The sequence below is a fragment of the Ottowia caeni genome, from assembly GCF_050821495.1.
Lineage (GTDB): Bacteria > Pseudomonadota > Gammaproteobacteria > Burkholderiales > Burkholderiaceae_C > Ottowia > Ottowia caeni.
The window spans coordinates 2,481,016-2,499,811 of sequence record NZ_CP151080.1 but is presented as its reverse complement, the minus strand read 5'-3'; the positions used below and the strand labels follow the sequence as shown (position 1 = coordinate 2,499,811).

Sequence of the window (18,796 nt, the reverse complement as noted above, 5' to 3'; positions counted from 1 at the left end):
AGGCTCGGGGTTAACCTCACTCCTTGGCGTCTAGGCCGGGAAACAGCACTTCAGTGAAACCGAAGCGGCTGAAATCGCGAACCCGCATGGGGTAAAGCTTGCCCACCAGGTGATCGCACTCATGCTGGACCACGCGGGCATGGAACCCTTCCGCGACGCGATCAATACGGTCCCCATAGGGATCGAAGCCGGTATAGCGGATTTTTTCCACCTCGGAACCACGCCGCGCATGCCTGGAACAGAGAGGCATCCTTCCCAACCGTCCTCCTCTTCGTCTGACAGCGGCTCTATCACCGGATTGCACAGCACGGTGCGGGGCACCATCGGGGCATCAGGGTAACGCGGATTGACGGCATCTGTCCCAAAAATCACCAACTGCAGATCAATACCAATCTGTGGAGCCGCCAAACCAGCTCCGTCGGCGTCAGACATGGTCTGGAACATGTCACGCACGAGCAAGTGAAGCTCGTCACTATCAAAATTCTGCACGGGCTTGGCGACACGCAACAAGCGCGAATCGCCCATTTTCAGGATGGGGTAGCTGGTGGCCAAGTTGAAACCTCGAAACGGTGGCTGGGGGGCGCTCGTAATTGTCCTGAATCTGGATTTAGGATTATTGTCCGTCTAACTCGCCAGGCTTGAGTCCAGAGCCTCTGCCGCCAGGGGGCGGTTCTGACCACCGGGCGGTGGCCTCATCTGGTTCGCCTCAGGAGGACGTGGACGGGCAGGCCCCCCCGCTCCTGGAGGACGCGGGCCATCAGGGCGACTCCACCCGCGGTCCGGTCCACGATCGCCGCGCCATCTTGGACGTTCATCCCTTCCAGAGAAACGAGGCGGAGGCGGCGGCGATGGGTGCAGATGACGAGGACGCGCGCGATAGCCCCCATAGTAAGGCCCGGTATAGTACCCTGGCGCGTAGTAATAGGGAGCGGGCGCAGGTGCGCTGTAGCCGTAGTAGTAGGCGGAAGAAGGTACAACTGGAGTGCCGACTACATAGGAGTCGACCGGCGTGACGGCGCAACCCGCCAGAAAAACCGCTAAAGCCGATGCGGAGAGGGCCGCCACCCGCCGCAGCCCGTTGGATTTGGTGCTTGCCGGCTGCATGGGAGAAGTTTGAATGGTCATAAGAAGACCCCTTTCGAAACAAGGTACACAAAATCCCCCTACTCACACATCACTCGCCAGTAATCTTACAGACAGCAGCACCTGTTGTCTTATCTGGCATGTAAAGAGGACCTGGACTTGAGAAACAAAAATTCAAAGTCGAAAAACGGCCTCAGTCGTCCCTGCATTTGTAGGGGCGGCTTCAGCCGCGAAGGGTCGCCATCATCAATGGCGTCTTGTGCTCCGAAGGAAGCCAATCGCGGCTGAAGCCACATCCTACAAGCGATGCCACTGTTTATCCCCCGGAGCGCCGGGCGCCGAAAGGCACCTGGAAAGCACTAAAGCATTCTCAGCAATTCGGCCTCATCCAGGATCGTCACGCCCAGTTCACGGGCTTTTTCAAGTTTGCTGCCGGCCTCTGTGCCCGCCACGACATAGTGGGTTTTCTTGCTGACGCTGCCGGCCACCTTGGCACCTGCAGCCTCCAGCCTTTCCTTGGCTTCTTCCCGGCTCAACGTGGGCAAGGTGCCGGTCAGCACAAACGTCTTGCCGGCAAGGGGCAGCAGCGCAGCGGCAGAAGGTTCCCCCTCTTTCCAATGAATACCAGAGGCGCGCAATTGCTCGACCACCTCCCGGTTGTGCGCTTGCCCAAAAAAGGTATGAATACTCTGTGCTACGACGGGTCCCACATCCGGCACCTGCAGCAGTTGCTCTAGGCTGGCGCTCATGATGGCGTCCAGCTTGCCAAAATGGCGCGCCAGGTCTTTCGCTGTGGTTTCTCCAACGTGGCGGATGCCGAGCGCAAAAAGAAACCGGGCCAACGTGGTTTGCCGTGATTTATTGAGCGCATCGACAATGTTCTGCGCAGACTTCTGGGCCATCCGCTCAAGCGCGACGAGCGAGGCGAGTCCGAGCTTGTAAAGATCGGGAAGTGTCTTGACAACCCCTGTGTCCACCAATTGCTCGACCAGTTTATCGCCGAGGCCCTCAATATCCATGGCCCGGCGGCTGGCAAAGTGCAGCATGGCTTCTTTGCGCTGTGCGCCGCAAAAAAGCCCGCCCGTGCAGCGGTGATCGGCCTCGCCTTCCTCCCGCACCACATCGCTGCCGCAAACTGGACAGTTCGCAGGCATGCTGAACTCTTCGGACCCGGGCAACCGCTTCTCAGGCAGTACGGCAACCACTTCAGGAATGACATCGCCCGCGCGGCGAACAATGACCGTATCACCCACGCGTACATCTTTGCGGCGTGCTTCCATTTCGTTGTGCAGCGTGGCGTTGGTCACCGTAACGCCTCCAACGAACACTGGAGCCAGTTTGGCCACGGGCGTGAGCTTGCCAGTGCGCCCGACCTGCACATCGATCGACTGCACGGTGGTGAGTTGCTCTTGTGCCGGATATTTGTGCGCCACGGCCCAGCGCGGCTCTCTACTAACAAACCCAAGCTGTCGCTGCAACTCCAAGCTTGCCACTTTGTACACGACACCATCAATATCGAAAGGCAGGCTGTCGCGCTCAGCGGCTATTTTCTGGTGATAGGCCACCAACTCTTGCGAACCCGATGCCTGCTCGACCAACTGTGAAACAGGCAGTCCCCAGGAGCGAAGGGCTTGCAATACCTGCCAGTGAGTGACGAACTGCGGCCCCCCTTCGTCTGCGGGGGTAATCTCGCCAAGGCCATACGCAAAAAAACTCAGGGGCCGTTGCCTGGTGATGGCGGAATCCAACTGGCGCACGGAACCTGCTGCGGTGTTGCGAGGGTTGATGTAGGTCTTGGCGGTCTTGTCACCCGATGCCATTTTCTCACGCTGGCGATCATTCAGCGCCTCGAAATCGTCGCGGCGCATGTAAACCTCACCCCTCACTTCGAGCACTGGAGGGATCGGCCAGGCAGACTGATCGGCGACGACTGACTCGCTCAACTCCTCCCCTAGGAGCCTGTCGGACTTGGAAATCGCCGGCTGCAAATGGGCCGCAGCGGTCCATTTTTCACAGTCTTCTTGACCCATAGCCGGGCTATGGGCCTGCGAATCCTGCAAAAACTGTCCTCGCTGGGTCCCATTTTCGCTTTCGGCGCTCCAAGTCCGACAGGCTCCTAGAAGGGATAGCTGGGTCGCAGCTGCCACGGGCGCTTGCCGCAGACGCAACGGAATCTGGCCGATGGTCCGTATGTTCTGGGTGACGTCCTCCCCCACTTCACCGTCTCCGCGCGTGGCCGCTTGTGTCAACACGCCGCGTTCATAGCGGAGGCTGATAGCGAGGCCGTCGAACTTGGGTTCTACGACGTAGGTTATGGCCGGCTCGGATGGAGAAAGCTTGAGTTCACGTCGAATGCGTGCGTCAAAAGCGTCCGCCCCAGCTGCCGTCGTGTCCGTTTCGGTGCGTATGCTGAGCATGGGCAGCCGATGCCGCACCGGCGTGAAGCCTGCCAACGTGACGCCACCCACGCGCCGTGTCGGGGAATCCGGCGTGATCAGTTCGGGATGAGCGTCCTCCAGGGCCTGGAGTTGCTGGAACAACTTGTCGTATTCCGCATCCGGGATCTCAGGATCATCAAGCGTGTAGTACTGATAGGCAGCGCGATTCAACTGCGTACGCAGGCGCTCAGCCTCTGCCTGTAGACTCATTAGGTTTGGAGAATGCGCCATAGCTTAGCTAAACAAGCGCCGTGCCTGCGCAGAGCCCGCTGCCAGATCATGTGCTTCTAGCCTGTCGTAGAGGTGCTGCAGATCAGCACCGATGGTTTCCATGATCTCAGTGCGCAACGGTTGCCCCATGTCGTCTGTGATCACACCATCCATCGCGTCTGCAAGAGCAAGAGCAGCATCGCGCATTCGAACGAATGGCTGTTCATTGCGGTGAACCTGAGGAACATCAAGGCTGAGGGCCACCTCTTTGACTGCCGACTGCGCAGGGTCTTCTGAAAGTGCGGCTTGCGGATCGAAGCTGAGACCCAAAATTGAAGGTAACCCGGCTTCGCTGGAGGGTAACACCATGCGACCGGGAATCACTCCCGCGATAAATCCGAGTTTGGCGGCCTGCTGCTGGACGAACCCGGGACTCCAGGCGGCACCGCGCGCACGCAGCATGAAACCAAGCTGCGCGTCGTGTTCGACGGCAAACTGGTCCAGTTCGCGACCACGCGCCACTTCGTGCAGCATCTCCGGAAAATCTGGTGCTCCTCCCAGGGCGTCGGCGAAAGCCTGCGTTTTCATGACGTACTCGGAATATTCGATCTCATTGATCGAGCCGGTACGATTGGCTAATTGAACCCCGGCCTGCAATGCGGTGTAGCGTTGTCCTGCCACGGGAGATTCCCACTCCCGGCTTTGTTCGTTCAGGCCTTCCACTGCGAAAGGTTTGCTCCCCACGCGGCGAGTGTGCGGCAAAGCGGCCAGCACGGCATCTCCCGATACCAGCCTGCCGTCAAGCGCGATCGGGGTAATGACGTCAATCAACGCATCAAGACGGGGGCGTTTTTCTGGCGTTGGCAGCGGCCCCAGCGAGGGCAAGGCGCCGCTCGGATCGAACACCGGCTCGACGCGGTCGGGTACCGCCATACCAGACTCACCGGTAGGTTCCACGCGTCCGTCCATGGGCGCTTGAGGCGACTCCGGCAACGCCTGCCGTGGGGCATTGCGCCGAGAAGTCCAAGTGTTGTAGGCGATCACGCCACCGAGAATCAGGCCCCCGGCAATTGCCAGGCCGACTTGCAATGAACTCATGCCAGAAACTCCGCACGCGGCTGAATATTTAAGTTTTTCATCATCCTAGATCCAGTTGGACGCGCCCGAGCAGGTCGTCATCGGGTGCGCTGGCAAGACGCGAGGACGCGGCAGGCTAGTGCCTGCAAGGGTGAGGGCTGCGGCTCCAAAGGCGCCTGCGCGCCTTTGGACAGCGCGAACATGCTCAGCCTCTGGCTGGGTTGCGCCCTGCAAGGGGAGCAACGCCGCCAGCGTGACCGAGGGCGGCCTGATCGGGTGCGTAGCGATCTCACCTAACGGGTGAGCATTGTCGGAGCATAGAAATCGAGTGTTCATGCGGCTTTCCTGATGATTGCAAGCGGTCAACTGGATCTAGGATCATGCCTCCACCATGCCCACGGCGCTTTCCATATCCACCGCCACGATCCGCGACACGCCCTGCTCTTGCATGGTCACACCTATCAACTGCTCCGCCATTTCCATGGCAATTTTGTTGTGGCTGATGAACAAGAACTGAGTCCCCTGCCCGCTCATCTTGGTGACCAGCTTGGCATAGCGTTCGGTGTTGGCGTCGTCGAGCGGAGCATCGACTTCGTCAAGCAAGCAGAATGGGGCCGGGTTGAGCTGGAATATGGCGAACACCAGCGCAATGGCCGTGAGGGCTTTTTCCCCCCCGAAAGCAGGTGAATGGTCTGGTTTTTCTTGCCCGGCGGCTGAGCCATGACCTGAACGCCGGAATCGAGAATTTCTTCGCCTGTCATGACCAGCTTGGCGTTTCCACCCCCGAATAGTTCCGGGAACATGCGGCCAAAATGCTCGTTGACTGTATTGAAGGTGTTGCCCAGCAGTTCGCGCGTTTCGCCATCGATCTTCCTGATAGCATCTTCAAGCGTGGTCATGGCGTCCGTCAGATCGGCCGATTGGGCGTCAAGAAACTGTTTGCGCTCTCGCGCCGAGGTCAGCTCCTCGAGCGCAGCCAGGTTCACCGCCCCCAAAGACTGAATCTCGCGGTGCAGGCGATCGATTTCGCCTTGCAAGCCACTCAATTTGACATTGCCTTCGGCAATTGATTGCGCGACCACAGCCAGATCGGCCTGCGCATCCGCCAGAAGCTGGGTGTATTGCTCGGTGCCCAGGCGCGCTGCCTGTTCCTTCAACTGAAGATCCGTAATGCGCTGACGCAAAGGATCGAGTTCGCGCTCCAGAGTAAGGCGCCGCTCATCACTAGCTCGCAGCTTGGAGGTCAAGTCATCGTAGGTGCTTCGCTTGGCGGCCAAGGCCTGTTCGCGCTCCATTTTGAGGTTCAACGCGGTCTGCAGACCTGCCTGTGCGGCCGCGTCGGTCAGGCGGGTCAACTCCTCCTGCGCGCGCGCTTGCTCGGAGTCTATGGATGCAAACTGAGTTGTCGCTGTTTCAATGGCGCGAGCCAGCTCAGCACGGCGCGCCTCCAGGCTACGCTGAGCAAAGGCAGATTCTTGCGCCTGGCGCTCTAGGCTACGCTGCTGCTCGCGCGCTTCATTCAAGCGGCGCTCAGCCTCCATGACGCGTTCATCGAGCTGAGCATGATGCTCCTGACTGTCTGCCAGTTGCATGTCCAGCTCTTCAAAGCGCGCCTCGGCGGTGACTCTGCGCTCCTGTATGTCTTGTAGTTGCTCATCAATCTCCGCCATATCGCCCGCGATCTGATCGCTTCGCGCGCGGGTTTGCTCGGCCAACTGTGATAGTCGCAAAGACTCGACCTGCAGCTCGTGCGCACGCTGGCGTGCCTCGGCGGCTTCCCGACGCGTGGCGGCCAGGCGCTGCGATGCATCACTGTATGCTGCTTCCGCCTTGATGAGCGAATTGCGAACCTCTTCGCTGATCAACAACTGGGCTCGCTGCTGCTTTTCAAGGCTCTCAATCTCCTGGGCTCGCGCCAGCAATCCAGACTGCTCAGAATCAGGCGCGTAAAAACTCACACCATGGGCGCTGACCGCATGACCTGAGGGAACGTAGATCGTCTCGCCTGCCTGCAGCTGACCACGAACGGCAAGCGCATCTTCAAGGTTTGAGGCGGTGTAGCAACCGGCCAGCCAGTCGCTCAAAAGCGCGCCAAGGCCCGCATCATGGAGGCGCAGCAAATCGGCCAGGCGAGGTAACTGCCCGGACGTTGGCGGGCGCGACGCTTGGGGCGGCGTAAAGAAGGTCAGTTTGGCGGGGGGCGCATCGCTGGCAAAAGCGCGCACCATGTCGAGGCGGCTGACCTCCAAGGCGGCCATACGCTCGCGCAAAGCCGACTCCAGCGCATTTTCCCAACCGGCCTCTATGTGAATGCGGCTCCATAGCCCAGCCAGGGCGTCGAGCCCGTGTTTGGCCAGCCAAGGCTTCAGTTTGCCGTCTGTCCTGACTTTTTCCTGCAAGGCCTTGAGAGCATCGAGCCGCGCTGACAAGTCAGCTTGGCGCGCGCCTTCGGTGTTCACGGCTTGCTGGCGTGCGCGGCGGTCTTCGTCTAGCTGGGGAACACTCTCCTGCAGTTCTTGCAGCCTGGCCTCGCTGATTTCGGCTGCCTCCGCAGCACTTGCCAATTGAGCTTGCAAGTCCATCAGGCGCTGCTCATCTGGAGCCGCCAAGGCATTCTTATCACTCGCCAGCCGCTCTCGCCGAGCGTGAAGCTGGCGTGACTGCTCCTCAATGTGCCGCTGGTCGGCGGCCAGCACCTGAATCTGCTGCTGCACCTGATTCACGGCGCTGCGCTGCTCCGTGGACTTGCCCTGTGCCTGGCGAAGAGCATCCTCCAGATCAGGCAGTGCCTGCTGCTGCTCTTCAACCTGCGCGGCCAGCGTGAGGGCCTTGTCTTCAGCCTCGGCAGCCTGCTCTGCCAGTGACTCGATCTCGGACTCTGCCTCTTCCTTGCGCGCCGACCACTGCGCCAGTTGCTCCTTCAATTGGATCAGGCGACTTTCGGCGCGTTGGCGACCTTCGACGACAAAGCGTATTTCGGCCTCCAGCCGCCCTACCTCCGCGCTTGCCTCATACAGCAGCCCCTGAGCCTGGTTCACATGGTCGCCAGCAGCATAGTGAGCCTGGCGGATGGTTTCCAGATCGGCCTCGACGTGGCGCAGATCGGCGACACGAGACTCCAGGTCGATGACAGCCTTGTCTGTTTCAGCCTTCAGCTTGGCCTGACCGTCATCGGCCTCGCTACGCTTGAGGAACCAGAGCTGGTTCTGCTTGAGCGTGACCGAAGACTGCAAGTTTTGGTAGCGCTGCGCCACTTCGGCCTGCTTTTCAAGCCGTTCGAGGTTGTTCCCCAGTTCGCGCAAGATATCTTCAACCCGGGTGAGGTTTTCGCGCGTGTCTGAGAGGCGGTTTTCGGTTTCGCGCCGCCGCTCCTTGTACTTGCTGACACCAGCAGCCTCCTCAAGGAAGAGGCGAAGCTCCTCCGGGCGCGACTCAATGATGCGGCTGATCGTGCCCTGACCGATGATGGCGTAAGCGCGAGGACCCAGGCCGGTTCCCAGAAACACGTCCTGCACATCGCGTCGACGTACGGGCTGGTTGTTGATGTAGTAGCTGGAGTTGCCGTCGCGGGTCAGCACGCGCTTGACGGAGATCTCCGTAAACTGCGACCATTGTCCGCCTGCGCGGTGGTCTGAGTTGTCGAACACCAACTCGACCGACGAGCGGCTGGCCTGTTTGCGCGTCGTCGTGCCACTAAAGATCACGTCCTGCATCGATTCGCCGCGCAGTTCGCTGGCCTTGGATTCGCCCAGCACCCACCGCACCGCGTCCATGATGTTGGATTTTCCACAGCCGTTGGGCCCGACCACGCCCACCAGTTGCCCTGGGAGCATGAAGTTGGTGGGTTCAGCGAATGACTTGAAGCCCGAAAGCTTGATCGAATTGAGACGCACGGAAAGCCGATTCTCAGGTGAAAGCGATTCAGTGCCGAACTCGCAAGCTACTCCGGAAAGAGTGCGTTTCGCGGGTCGGCGCGAAACCTTGGATTATCGGGCCAACTCAAACTGCAATTTCCTTCGACTTCAACCGAAGGGTTGTTGCATTTGAAGCAAAGCTGAAGACGGCATCAACGAACGGCTGATCTGATTCGGCAAGCCGCACGTCAAGCCCACGGATAATCACTACTATGAACCCTCTGCTTTCCAGATTGCAGCCCTATCCTTTCGAGCGGTTGCGCCAGTTGTTCGCCGGTGTCACTCCCAGCCCGGCCTATCGCCCCATCAGCCTGGGAATTGGCGAGCCGCGCCATGCCACCCCGGATTTCATCAAGCGAGCGATGACGGGCGCGCTGGATACCGGCCTCGCTGGCTACCCCCACTGCGGGGGATCCGAGCCTGCGCGAAGCTTGCGCCGCCTGGCTGGCAAGGCGTTATGGCGTGAAGCTGGACCCTGCTACCCAGGTGCTTCCGGTGCTCGGTTCGCGCGAAGCACTCTTCGCGCTGGCGCAAACAGTGGTGGACGCCACTCGCCCGGGCGCCGTGGTGGCCTGCCCAAATCCGTTCTACCAAATCTACGAAGGTGCCGCCTTGCTGGCCGGCGCCCAACCGCACTATGTGCCCAGTGATCCAGCGCGAAATTTCGCGCCACGCTGGGACGAGGTTCCCGAAGCGGTCTGGGCGCGCACGCAGCTCGTGTTCGTGTGCTCCCCTGGCAACCCTACGGGGGCTGTCATGCCCCTGGAAGAATGGAAACTTTTGTTCGAGCTTTCCGACCGGCACGGCTTCGTCATAGCCTCGGACGAGTGCTACAGCGAGATCTACTTCCGGGAAGAGGCTCCACTGGGAGGGCTGGAAGCTGCACTCCAGCTCGGACGCGCCGATTTCAAGAACCTGATCATGCTCACCAGTCTGTCCAAGCGCAGCAACGTGCCGGGCATGCGCTCCGGCTTCGTGGCGGGTGATGCGAACCTGATCAAACCCTTCCTGCTCTACCGCACATACCATGGCAGCGCCATGAGCCCTGTGGTTCAGGCCGCCAGCACCGCTGCGTGGACCGATGAGGCCCATGTGGTGGAAAATCGCCGCCTCTATCGGGAAAAATTTGCCCTCGTCACACCCATGCTGGAAAAAGTAATGGATGTACGCCTGCCCGACGCTGGCTTTTACCTCTGGGGCGGGGTGCCGACCCGTTGGTCGGATGACACGTTGTTCGCCAGCGAACTGCTGGCTCAATACAATGTCACCGTATTGCCTGGAAGCTATCTGGCTCGCGAAGCAGATGGCGTCAACCCAGGGCGCGGGCGGGTTCGCATGGCGCTGGTGGCCGAGACGGCCGAGTGCGTAGAGGCCGCTGAACGTATCGTCAAATTCATTACTTCAAATACTTGAGAAAAACATGAGCGATCAGCTTCAGAAAATCATCGACGACGCCTGGGAAAACCGCGCCAACTTGTCGATAAGTGCTTGCCCGAAAGAGGTAGCTGATGCGGTGGAGCATGTCATTGCAGACCTTAACAGCGGACGCCTGCGCGTGGCCACTCGCGAAGGGGTTGGTCAGTGGACAGTGCACCAGTGGGTTAAAAAGGCAGTACTGCTTTCGTTCCGTCTCTACGACAACGAGATCATGAAGGCCGGCGAACTTGGCTTCTACGACAAGGTCAAGACCAAGTTTTCCCACCTTGATGCCGATGCCATGAAATCCGCCGGCGTTCGCGTCGTGCCACCCGCCGTTGCTCGGCGAGGAAGCTATATTGCACCTGGCGCCATCTTGATGCCCAGCTACGTCAACATTGGCGCGTATGTGGGCGAAGGCACCATGGTCGACACTTGGGCCACTGTGGGGTCCTGCGCGCAAGTGGGCAAAAATGTGCACCTATCCGGCGGCGTGGGCCTGGGGGGAGTGCTTGAGCCGCTGCAGGCCAACCCCACCATCATTGAAGATAACTGCTTCATCGGCGCCCGTTCCGAAGTGGTTGAAGGCGTGATCGTTGAAGAAAACTCGGTGCTGGGCATGGGTGTGTACATTGGCCAAAGCACCCCCATCTTCAACCGCGAAACCGGTCAGATCAGCTATGGCCGTGTTCCTTCCGGAAGCGTGGTCATCAGTGGCGGCCTGCCCAAACAAACGGCTGCCGGCGTCTCCTACACGACCTACGCAGCAGTCATCGTCAAGACCGTAGACGCGCAGACGCGTTCCAAGACCAGCCTGAACGACCTGCTGCGCGACTAAGGTCGCGTCACCCTACGCGCTTTCATTCAAAGGATGCCCATCATGCAGACACAGTCACCCTCCTCCATGATGGAGCGCATTCTTCGTCTGATGGCAGAGAAAAAGGCCTCAGACGTCTATCTTTCAGCGTACGCGCCGGCGACGATCAAGATCAACGGGGTGCACCTGCCCATTAACAACAGCATACTGCCTCCCGAGGCTGTTCTGAACCTGTTGATGGACGTGGTGGACCCCGACCGGATCGAGGAACTGAAGGATTCGGGTGAGCTGAATATGGCCATTCCCATGCCGGGCGTGGGAAACTTCCGCCTCTCGGCCATGCGGCAGAGGGGTTCGTATGCTGCGGTCTTGCGCTATATCAGTCCCGAGATCCCGCCGCTGGAATCGCTCAACCTGCCCCGGATTTTGAGCGAACTGGTCATGCAAAAGCGCGGCCTCATCCTGATGGTGGGCGCGACCGGAGCAGGCAAGTCGACCACACTGGCCTCCATGCTGGATCATCGCAACAAGAACGCGGCAGGCCACATTCTCACCATCGAAGATCCGATGGAATACGTGTTCACCAATCACAAGTCGCTCATTAACCAGCGCGAGGTAGGCAGCGACACGGCCTCTCTTGGCGTCGCCCTGAGGAACGCCCTTCGGCAAGCGCCTGATGTGATCATGATCGGCGAGATCCGAGACCGCGAGACCATGGCTGCAGCCGTGGCCTACGCGCAGTCGGGGCACCTGTGCCTTGCCACACTGCACGCCAGCAATAGCTACCAGGCACTCAACCGGGTTCTCAACTTCTACCCCGTCGAGGTGCGTCCTTCTTTGCTGGGAGATTTGGCAACGGCACTCAAATCCATAGTCTCCCAAAGGCTTTTGCGCACAATCGATGGTGGTCGCACGCCTGCGGTAGAGGTGCTGCTCAACACCACCCTGGTGTCCGACATGATTGAGAAGGGCGATTTCTCAGGCGTGCGCGAGGCGATGATCAACTCAATGGCTGAAGGATCCCAAACGTTTGAGGAAGACTTGGCGCGCCTGATCAACGAGGGTCGCGTGGATCGCAAGGAAGCTCTTATTAACGCCGATTCGCCCACCAACCTGATGTGGCGTCTGCAAAACAGCGTCAGCCGCGCTGCCGGAGCCCCATCGGAAGCGGAGCTACCGAGCGATGAACCCTCGTTCAGCGACATCACGCTGGACGTATTTCCCTTCAACGCCGGCGCCAACCAGGGCTTTCAACCATCCAAGGCGGGAAGCCTTTCCGACTCTGGTCTAGGCTAATGATATGTTCGCGATCTTTGGCCGCGATAGATCTTTCGCGGCTAAAGCCGCTCCCACAAGGAAACCAGAGGTCACAGAGCCGTATTGCTCTGACACTCTTTTTTTGGGCCTATGCCGCATCCTCACGTTTTGCCGGCGCTTCCCATGACGACATGATGCGGAGCGTCCAATTTCCGCTTTCCGGTTCACACTGCGAACATTCATGACCTACTCTCCCACGCGCACCCTTACCGAGACGCTCATTGCCCGTCCTTCGGTCACTCCTCAAGACGCCGGTTGCATCGATCTGCTGAGCGAACGCTTGGCCCCACTAGGCTTCGTCAATGAAGTGATAGACAGTGGACCAGATCATTTTCGCGTACGTAATTTGTGGTCCAAACGCGTTCCGGCACGTGCCGGCCAAGATCGCTCGCCCGTTAAAACCATCGTGTTCGCGGGGCACACCGACGTTGTTCCGACCGGTCCCTTGACCGAATGGTCGAGTGACCCTTTCGTGCCTACCGAGCGCGACGGCAAGCTCTACGGGCGCGGCACAAGCGACATGAAAACGTCGATCGCCGCGTTCGTGGTTGCTGTGGAAGAATTCATCGCGGAGCGGCCTGACGCGCCGTTGGCAATAGGCCTTCTTCTCACCAGCGATGAAGAGGGGCCCGCGCTCGACGGTACCACCATAGTCATTGAAAAGCTCCGCACGCGCGGCGAAAGTTTCGACTGGTGCATCGTGGGCGAACCCACGTCGGTGACGCAAACCGGCGACATGATCAAGAATGGCCGCCGCGGCACGATGAGCGGCAAACTCACGGTCAAGGGTATTCAGGGGCACATCGCATACCCTCACCTGGCGCGCAACCCCGTTCATCAACTTGCGCCCGCATTGGCCGAGCTTGTCAGCATTGAATGGGATCGCGGCAACGAGTTTTTCCACCCACCAGCTGGCAAGTTAGCAACATTCACGCAGGTACGGGCGCAAGCAACATCATTCCGGGCTCCGCGGTCGTGGACTTCAATTTCCGGTTTTGCACGGAATCTACGCCGGAATCGCTTCAAACCCGGCTCGAAGCCGTCCTGAAGAAGCATCATCTTGAATACGATTTAGCCTGGACGCTGGGCGGACGGCCTTTTCTCACGCAACCTGGCCCACTGGTCAAGGCGGTGCAGGAAGCGATCCGGGAGGAAACCGGATTGGAAACCGAGTTATCCACCACGGGCGGCACCAGCGATGGGCGCTTCATTGCCACCCTGTGCCCAGAAGTTATCGAACTGGGGCCTCCCAACGCTAGCATTCACAAGATTGACGAGCACATCCAGCTCTCCGACATTGAGCCGCTCAAGAACATTTATCGGCGGGTGCTTGAAAACCTTACCTGAGAGCCACTGCTTTTCAATAACCTTCTCTTTTCGTATTTGCCCCGCGCTTACCCGTGCCCCTCTCCCGGCGCGGAAGGGTTCTTGCGCTAAACCATGACACTTTTCGAACTGATTCTTGACGCAGAACGCCAATTGACCCAAGCCGGGGTGCACTTTGGCCACGGCACCACCAATGCCCATGATGAGGCTGCCTGGCTGGTATTGCACGCCTTGAGCTTGCCCCTGGACACGGATTTGCACGACGCGCTATTGGCAAACCAGCCCGTAACCCCGGACCAGCAGCGGAATGTGGCCGAGCTTCTGCGCCAACGCATAGATACCCGCCAGCCTTTAGCGTATCTTACTCACGAGGCTTGGCTGCAAGGGGTGCCCTTCTACGTTGATGAACGCACCATCGTGCCTCGCAGCCTGATCGCAGAAGCTCTTGCCGATGGCAGCATCGACCCTTGGTTAAGCAGTGGCACTCGCCGCGTGCTCGACCTATGCACCGGAAATGGCAGCCTGGCAGTGCTGGCAGCCATGGCTTGGCCGGATGTCCTGGTGGATGCCGCCGACATCAGCCCAGGCGCCCTTGCCGTGGCCCGGATCAACGTCGACAAGCACCAGCTTGGAGAACGCATACGCCTCATTGAAAGCGATGGTCTCGCCCAATGTCAGGGGCCTTACGATCTGATAGTTTGCAACCCACCCTACGTTAACCAAGGCAGCATGGAAGCGCTGCCCGCCGAGTTTCGGGCCGAGCCTTCTCTGGCGTTGGCAGGCGGTAGCGACGGCATGGACTTCATTCGCAATCTGATAGCGGCCGCTTCGTCTTTTCTCAATAGTTCGGGTGTGCTGGTGCTTGAAATCGGCCATGAACGTGAACATTTCGAAGCGGCCTTCCCGCACCTTTCTCCTGTATGGCTAGACACAAGCGCCGGCAGCGATCAAGTGCTACTACTTACCGAAGACATGTTCGTGCCACGCGTGGCGCCATGAGTCTCGCCCAATTTTTCCCCGAATGATCAGTCTCCAGAATTTGACCCTCCGCCGTGGCGCCAAGGTGCTGCTTGACGGCGCCAGCGCCACTATCCACCCAGGTGAAAAAGTGGCGCTGGTAGGCCGAAATGGCGCCGGAAAATCCACTCTGTTCGCACTACTGAATGGCAGCTTGCACGAAGATGGCGGGGATTTTTCCATGCCTGCAAGCTGGCGGCTGGCGCAGGTGGCGCAGAACATGCCTGAAACCACCGAAACCGCCACAGACTTCGTGATTTCGGGCGACACGCGCTTGGTGGCTCTGCGCGACCAATTGGCATCCGCAGAGAAACTGGCGTCAGAGAACCCCCTGGATGCCGACAGTGGCATGGCCATAGCCCAAGCGCACAGCGATCTGCACGATGCCGGCGCCCATGACGCCACCGCGCGTGCGCAAGCATTGATCCTGGGCCTGGGCTTCAAAGTCAGCGAGCTGGACCGGCCCGTCAACAGTTTCTCGGGTGGCTGGCGCATGCGGCTTCAATTGGCACGCGCGCTGATGGCCCCGAGCGAATTGCTCTTGCTGGACGAACCCACCAACCACTTGGATCTTGACGCGCTGGTGTGGCTTGAATCCTGGCTCGCCCGCTACCCCGGCACAATGATCGTGATCAGCCACGACCGTGAATTTCTTGATGCCGTCACCAGCGTGACGCTGCATATTGAGCATGCCCGACTCACACGGTACGGCGGAAACTACAGCGCTTTTGAAGAACTGCGTGCGCAGCAGCTGACCTTGCAGCAGGCGGCTTTCTCCAAGCAGCAGGAAAAAATTGCACACCTGCAGAAATTCATCGACCGCTTCAAAGCCAAAGCCACCAAAGCTAAGCAAGCACAGAGCCGCGTGAAAGCTCTGGAGCGCATGGAGAAAATCGCTCCCGTATTGGCCGATGCGGAGTTTCAGTTCGAATTCAAGGAGCCGGCGAACCTCCCGAACCCCATGCTGGCCATGCGCGGAGCAGCCTTCGGTTACCGCGTTGACGGCACCTCGGCAACCACGGCTACCACCGAACCCGCCGAAGCCGATCCGGCAGGGTTGCCAGAATACGCTACCACTGAAGCGTTGCGCGCCGAATTGGCCGCAAGAGGTGAGCTACCACCCGAGCTGCAGCCTGGCGATCGAATCATCCTCAAGAGCGTCACGCGCACCGTGTTGGCGGGGCAGCGAATTGGCATTTTGGGTGCCAACGGCCAAGGCAAGTCCACGTTGGTCAAAACCATTGCCCGCACCATGCCATTGCTGGCAGGCACACTGACCGAAGGCAAGGGACTGTCCATCGGCTACTTTGCGCAGCAAGAGCTGGATGTGCTGCGGCCAAAAGATACTCCGCTGGAACATATGGTGCGCCTGGCGCGAGAGACCGGGCAGGCAAACTCCGAGTCTGCCCGAGAGCAGCAGCTACGCAACTTTCTGGGCACTTTCAGCTTTCCCGGAGAGATGGTGCTACAGCCGGTGGGCCAGTTCAGTGGCGGAGAGAAGGCGCGTCTGGTGTTGGCCATGATCGTCTGGCAGCGCCCCAACCTTCTGCTACTGGACGAGCCTACCAACCACCTGGATCTTGCTACGCGCGAAGCTCTGGCCATGGCCTTGAACGAGTTTGAAGGCACCGTGATGCTGGTCAGCCATGACCGGGCATTGCTGCGCAGCGTGTGCGACGAATTCTGGCTTGTGGCGCGTGGTGAAGTGGCCCCATTTGACGGAGATCTGGACGACTATCAACGCTATCTTCTCGATGAAGCCAAACGCCTGCGTGAAGAGGCTCGCGCGCTGGCGGCCGAGCCAGACCCGGACTTGCCCCCTGCGAGCGGCACCACGCCAACCTCTGCGGAGAAAAGCGCTGAAGCATCTGCGACATCAGCGGGCGGTGCCGAGCGTCGCAAGCAGGCAGCCCAACGCCGACAAGCGCTGACAGCCCGGTTGCGTCCCCATAAGAAGGCCCAAACCGATGCAGAGGAGCGCATGGCAAGTCTGCAGAAGGAAAAAGACGAAGTGCAGGAGCGCTTGACCGCCCCCCTGCCGCCGTCAGAGTTGGCGGAAGCCGGCAGACGACTGAAAGCCATTGATGAAGAACTCGCGACCGCCGAAGAGGTCTGGCTTCATGCGAGTGAGGCCATCGAACAGATTGAGGCAGAGGAATAATATTTTGAACCCTGCATAACCCACGCATCTCGGTGGCATTAAGGATGCCCTGCATAACCCTCGCGAGTCGGTGGTAGTGCGGATCGGGATGAGGCGCAAGGCGTCTTTTCTTGCCAATAGCCCAGCTATTGGCAAGAAAAGCAACGCAGCGGATCGCCCGAGACCGTGCTGCCACAGACCGCAGGGAGTTATGCAGGGCATCCTTAAGGATCAGGTGGCTGCAATATCGCTTTTGTCTGACACACAAACATAGCGACCTACGGTTACAGTGGTCTCGTCACAGTGTCTTTACTCACTACGCAAGAGGAGAATGCTATGGGAATTATCGTCACCATCATCGTCGGCTTCATTGTTGGACTGATCGCACGGGCGATCATGCCCGGCAATCAAGCCATGGGCATCATCTTGACCACTGTCTTGGGCGTTGTCGGTGCCTTGGTGGCCAGCTATGGCGGCTCTTTGCTGGGCCTGTACCCCGCAGGATCGCCCGTCGGCTGGTTTGCATCCATCATCGGTGCTCTCATAGTGCTGTTCGTTTACGGCCTAGTCACCAAGCGCAGCTGACCGGCAAGTCGCTTTGGATCGTGAGCAAGTTTCAAGAGCCTGTTCATAGCGCGATGCCATGAAAGTGTTGCCCATTCGAAAGTTGAAATCCGAACCTGACGCGCTGGAACTCGCCGGTGGCAATTCTCTGCTTGAACAGGCCGTCGAGCGCAGCCGCCAGATGCTCAAGAAACGAGCCATTTTCGCGGGGGTCGCCGGGGCGGTTCCGTTGCCCGGACTCGACTGGGCGGTAGACGCCGCCATGCTGGCGCGACTGCTGCCCAAAATCAACGCTGAATTCGGGCTCACGCCAAGCCAAATCGACAAGCTCGACGCAAAAGAAAAAGAACGCGTGCAGAAAGCGGTTGCCATGGCAGGCTCGGTCATCATTGGCAGAGTCATGACGCGTGATCTGGTACTGCGCTTCGCGCGTGCGGTGGGTCTGCGCCTTACCACTGCCCAAGCAAGCAAGTACGTGCCGTTCGCAGGCCAGTTGATCTCTGGGGCGCTGGGTTATGCAGCCTTGCGATATTTGGGAGAGCAGCACATACGCGATTGCGTCAAGGTTGTACTGGCAGTGCCCGCTGCTCTTCCAGCCCCCGAGAAACGTCTGGCGCTGTCCTATGCAAAGACGCAAACACGTTCACTGCCCTAACCTGAAGATTCGAGTACATGGTCAAAGTCGCACTTGGGCAGTTCGCTGTCCAGCCCGAATGGCAAACCAACGCCAACACTTGCCTCAACCTGATCGCCAGATCTGTGAGCGCCGGTGCAAAATTGCTCGTGCTGCCCGAGGGGATTCTTGCGCGAGACATTACCGACCCTGACATCGTGCTTCGGTCTGCCCAGCCGATTGATGGCCCGTTTATGACGCAGTTACTGGAGGCCACACTTGGCTCCGATCTAACCGTCATTGGGTGCATACATCTGCCAGCTCCAAATCAGAGGGTATGGAACGTACTGGTAGCGGTGCGAGACGGCAAAATTCTGGCTCAATACCGCAAGCTGCATCTATACGATGCATTCTCCATGAAGGAGTCCACGAACGTTGTGGCCGGCGAGGAAGTTCCGCCGCTTCTGGAGGTGGCCGGCCTGAAGGTTGGCCTCATGACTTGCTACGACCTGCGTTTTCCCGAGTTGGCGAGATGCTTGGCAGTGGACGGCGCCGATCTCCTGGTGCTCCCGGCGGCTTGGGTAAGGGGCCCGCTCAAGGAGTCGCACTGGGAGGTGCTGGTTACGGCGCGTGCGCTGGAAAATACCTGCTACATGGTCGCCACAGGTGAATGCGGGGTGCGGAATATTGGACAGAGCATGGTGGTCGACCCCCTGGGGGTGCCCATAGCTCGCGCTGCCGAGGCCCCTGCCCTTCTATTTGCAGACATCGACCCCGACCGCATAGCTCACGCTCGCAAGGTGCTCCCCGTGCTTGAGAATTGCCGATTCGCCAGACCAGAACTCCGGAGTTAAGCAGGGCATC

General features: G+C 59.5%; 11 protein-coding genes and 4 pseudogenes. 9 read left to right on the top strand and 6 right to left on the bottom strand.

From position 1 onward, the window contains the following. Positions 1 to 16 precede the first annotated feature (16 nt). From def to smc, 6 genes and pseudogenes are all read right to left on the bottom strand, one after another. Positions 17 to 525: pseudogene (gene def / locus AAAK34_RS12025) on the bottom strand (peptide deformylase). 99 nt (positions 526 to 624) lie between these two features. After that, positions 625 to 1,125 carry a hypothetical protein gene (locus AAAK34_RS12020; protein ID WP_431777307.1) on the bottom strand — a complete coding sequence of 167 codons (501 nt, stop codon included), beginning with the start codon at positions 1,123 to 1,125 and terminating at the stop codon, positions 625 to 627. 317 nt (positions 1,126 to 1,442) lie between these two features. Further along, positions 1,443 to 3,731, bottom strand: coding sequence for an NAD-dependent DNA ligase LigA (gene ligA / locus AAAK34_RS12015; RefSeq protein ID WP_231693253.1), 2,289 nt, complete (start codon positions 3,729 to 3,731; stop codon positions 1,443 to 1,445). 24 nt (positions 3,732 to 3,755) lie between these two features. Continuing rightward, entirely contained in the window at positions 3,756 to 4,829 is a 1,074-nt protein-coding gene (locus AAAK34_RS12010) for a cell division protein ZipA C-terminal FtsZ-binding domain-containing protein (RefSeq protein ID WP_231693252.1), read from the bottom strand. 45 nt (positions 4,830 to 4,874) lie between these two features. After that, a complete protein-coding gene (locus AAAK34_RS12005; protein WP_431777306.1) occupies positions 4,875 to 5,144 on the bottom strand; it encodes a hypothetical protein in 270 nt (89 codons plus the stop codon). 42 nt (positions 5,145 to 5,186) lie between these two features. Further along, positions 5,187 to 8,701, bottom strand: a pseudogene (smc, locus tag AAAK34_RS12000) (chromosome segregation protein SMC). A gap of 233 nt (positions 8,702 to 8,934) precedes the next feature. Between smc and dapC the strand changes: the two are divergent. The 9 genes and pseudogenes from dapC to AAAK34_RS11955 all read left to right on the top strand — a co-directional run bounded on the left by dapC (position 8,935) and on the right by AAAK34_RS11955 (position 18,786). Further along, positions 8,935 to 10,135: pseudogene (gene dapC / locus AAAK34_RS11995) on the top strand (succinyldiaminopimelate transaminase). 7 nt (positions 10,136 to 10,142) lie between these two features. Beyond that, positions 10,143 to 10,976 carry a 2,3,4,5-tetrahydropyridine-2,6-dicarboxylate N-succinyltransferase gene (dapD, locus tag AAAK34_RS11990; protein WP_231693249.1) on the top strand — a complete coding sequence of 278 codons (834 nt, stop codon included), beginning with the start codon at positions 10,143 to 10,145 and terminating at the stop codon, positions 10,974 to 10,976. A gap of 42 nt (positions 10,977 to 11,018) precedes the next feature. After that, entirely contained in the window at positions 11,019 to 12,251 is a 1,233-nt protein-coding gene (locus AAAK34_RS11985) for a PilT/PilU family type 4a pilus ATPase (protein WP_231693248.1), read from the top strand. Positions 12,252 to 12,453: 202 nt separating this feature from the next. Further along, positions 12,454 to 13,619, top strand: a pseudogene (locus AAAK34_RS11980) (M20/M25/M40 family metallo-hydrolase); the annotation flags it as partial. A gap of 93 nt (positions 13,620 to 13,712) precedes the next feature. Further along, the gene (gene prmB, locus AAAK34_RS11975; protein ID WP_231693246.1) at positions 13,713 to 14,597 is read left to right on the top strand and encodes a 50S ribosomal protein L3 N(5)-glutamine methyltransferase; all 885 of its coding nucleotides are present in this window, start codon (positions 13,713 to 13,715) and stop codon (positions 14,595 to 14,597) included. A gap of 22 nt (positions 14,598 to 14,619) precedes the next feature. Then, positions 14,620 to 16,776, top strand: coding sequence for a ribosomal protection-like ABC-F family protein (gene abc-f / locus AAAK34_RS11970; protein ID WP_231693245.1), 2,157 nt, complete (start codon positions 14,620 to 14,622; stop codon positions 16,774 to 16,776). Between the two features lie 315 nt (positions 16,777 to 17,091). Beyond that, positions 17,092 to 17,340, top strand: a complete 249-nt coding sequence (locus AAAK34_RS11965) for a GlsB/YeaQ/YmgE family stress response membrane protein (protein WP_231693244.1) — start codon at positions 17,092 to 17,094, stop codon at positions 17,338 to 17,340. 82 nt (positions 17,341 to 17,422) lie between these two features. Beyond that, positions 17,423 to 17,974: a hypothetical protein gene (locus AAAK34_RS11960; RefSeq protein WP_431777305.1), complete on the top strand. Its 552-nt coding sequence runs from the start codon at positions 17,423 to 17,425 to the stop codon at positions 17,972 to 17,974. A 17-nt stretch (positions 17,975 to 17,991) separates the two neighbouring features. Continuing rightward, complete coding sequence (locus AAAK34_RS11955) at positions 17,992 to 18,786, top strand: deaminated glutathione amidase (RefSeq protein ID WP_231693242.1); 795 nt, start codon at positions 17,992 to 17,994, stop codon at positions 18,784 to 18,786. Positions 18,787 to 18,796 lie beyond the last annotated feature (10 nt).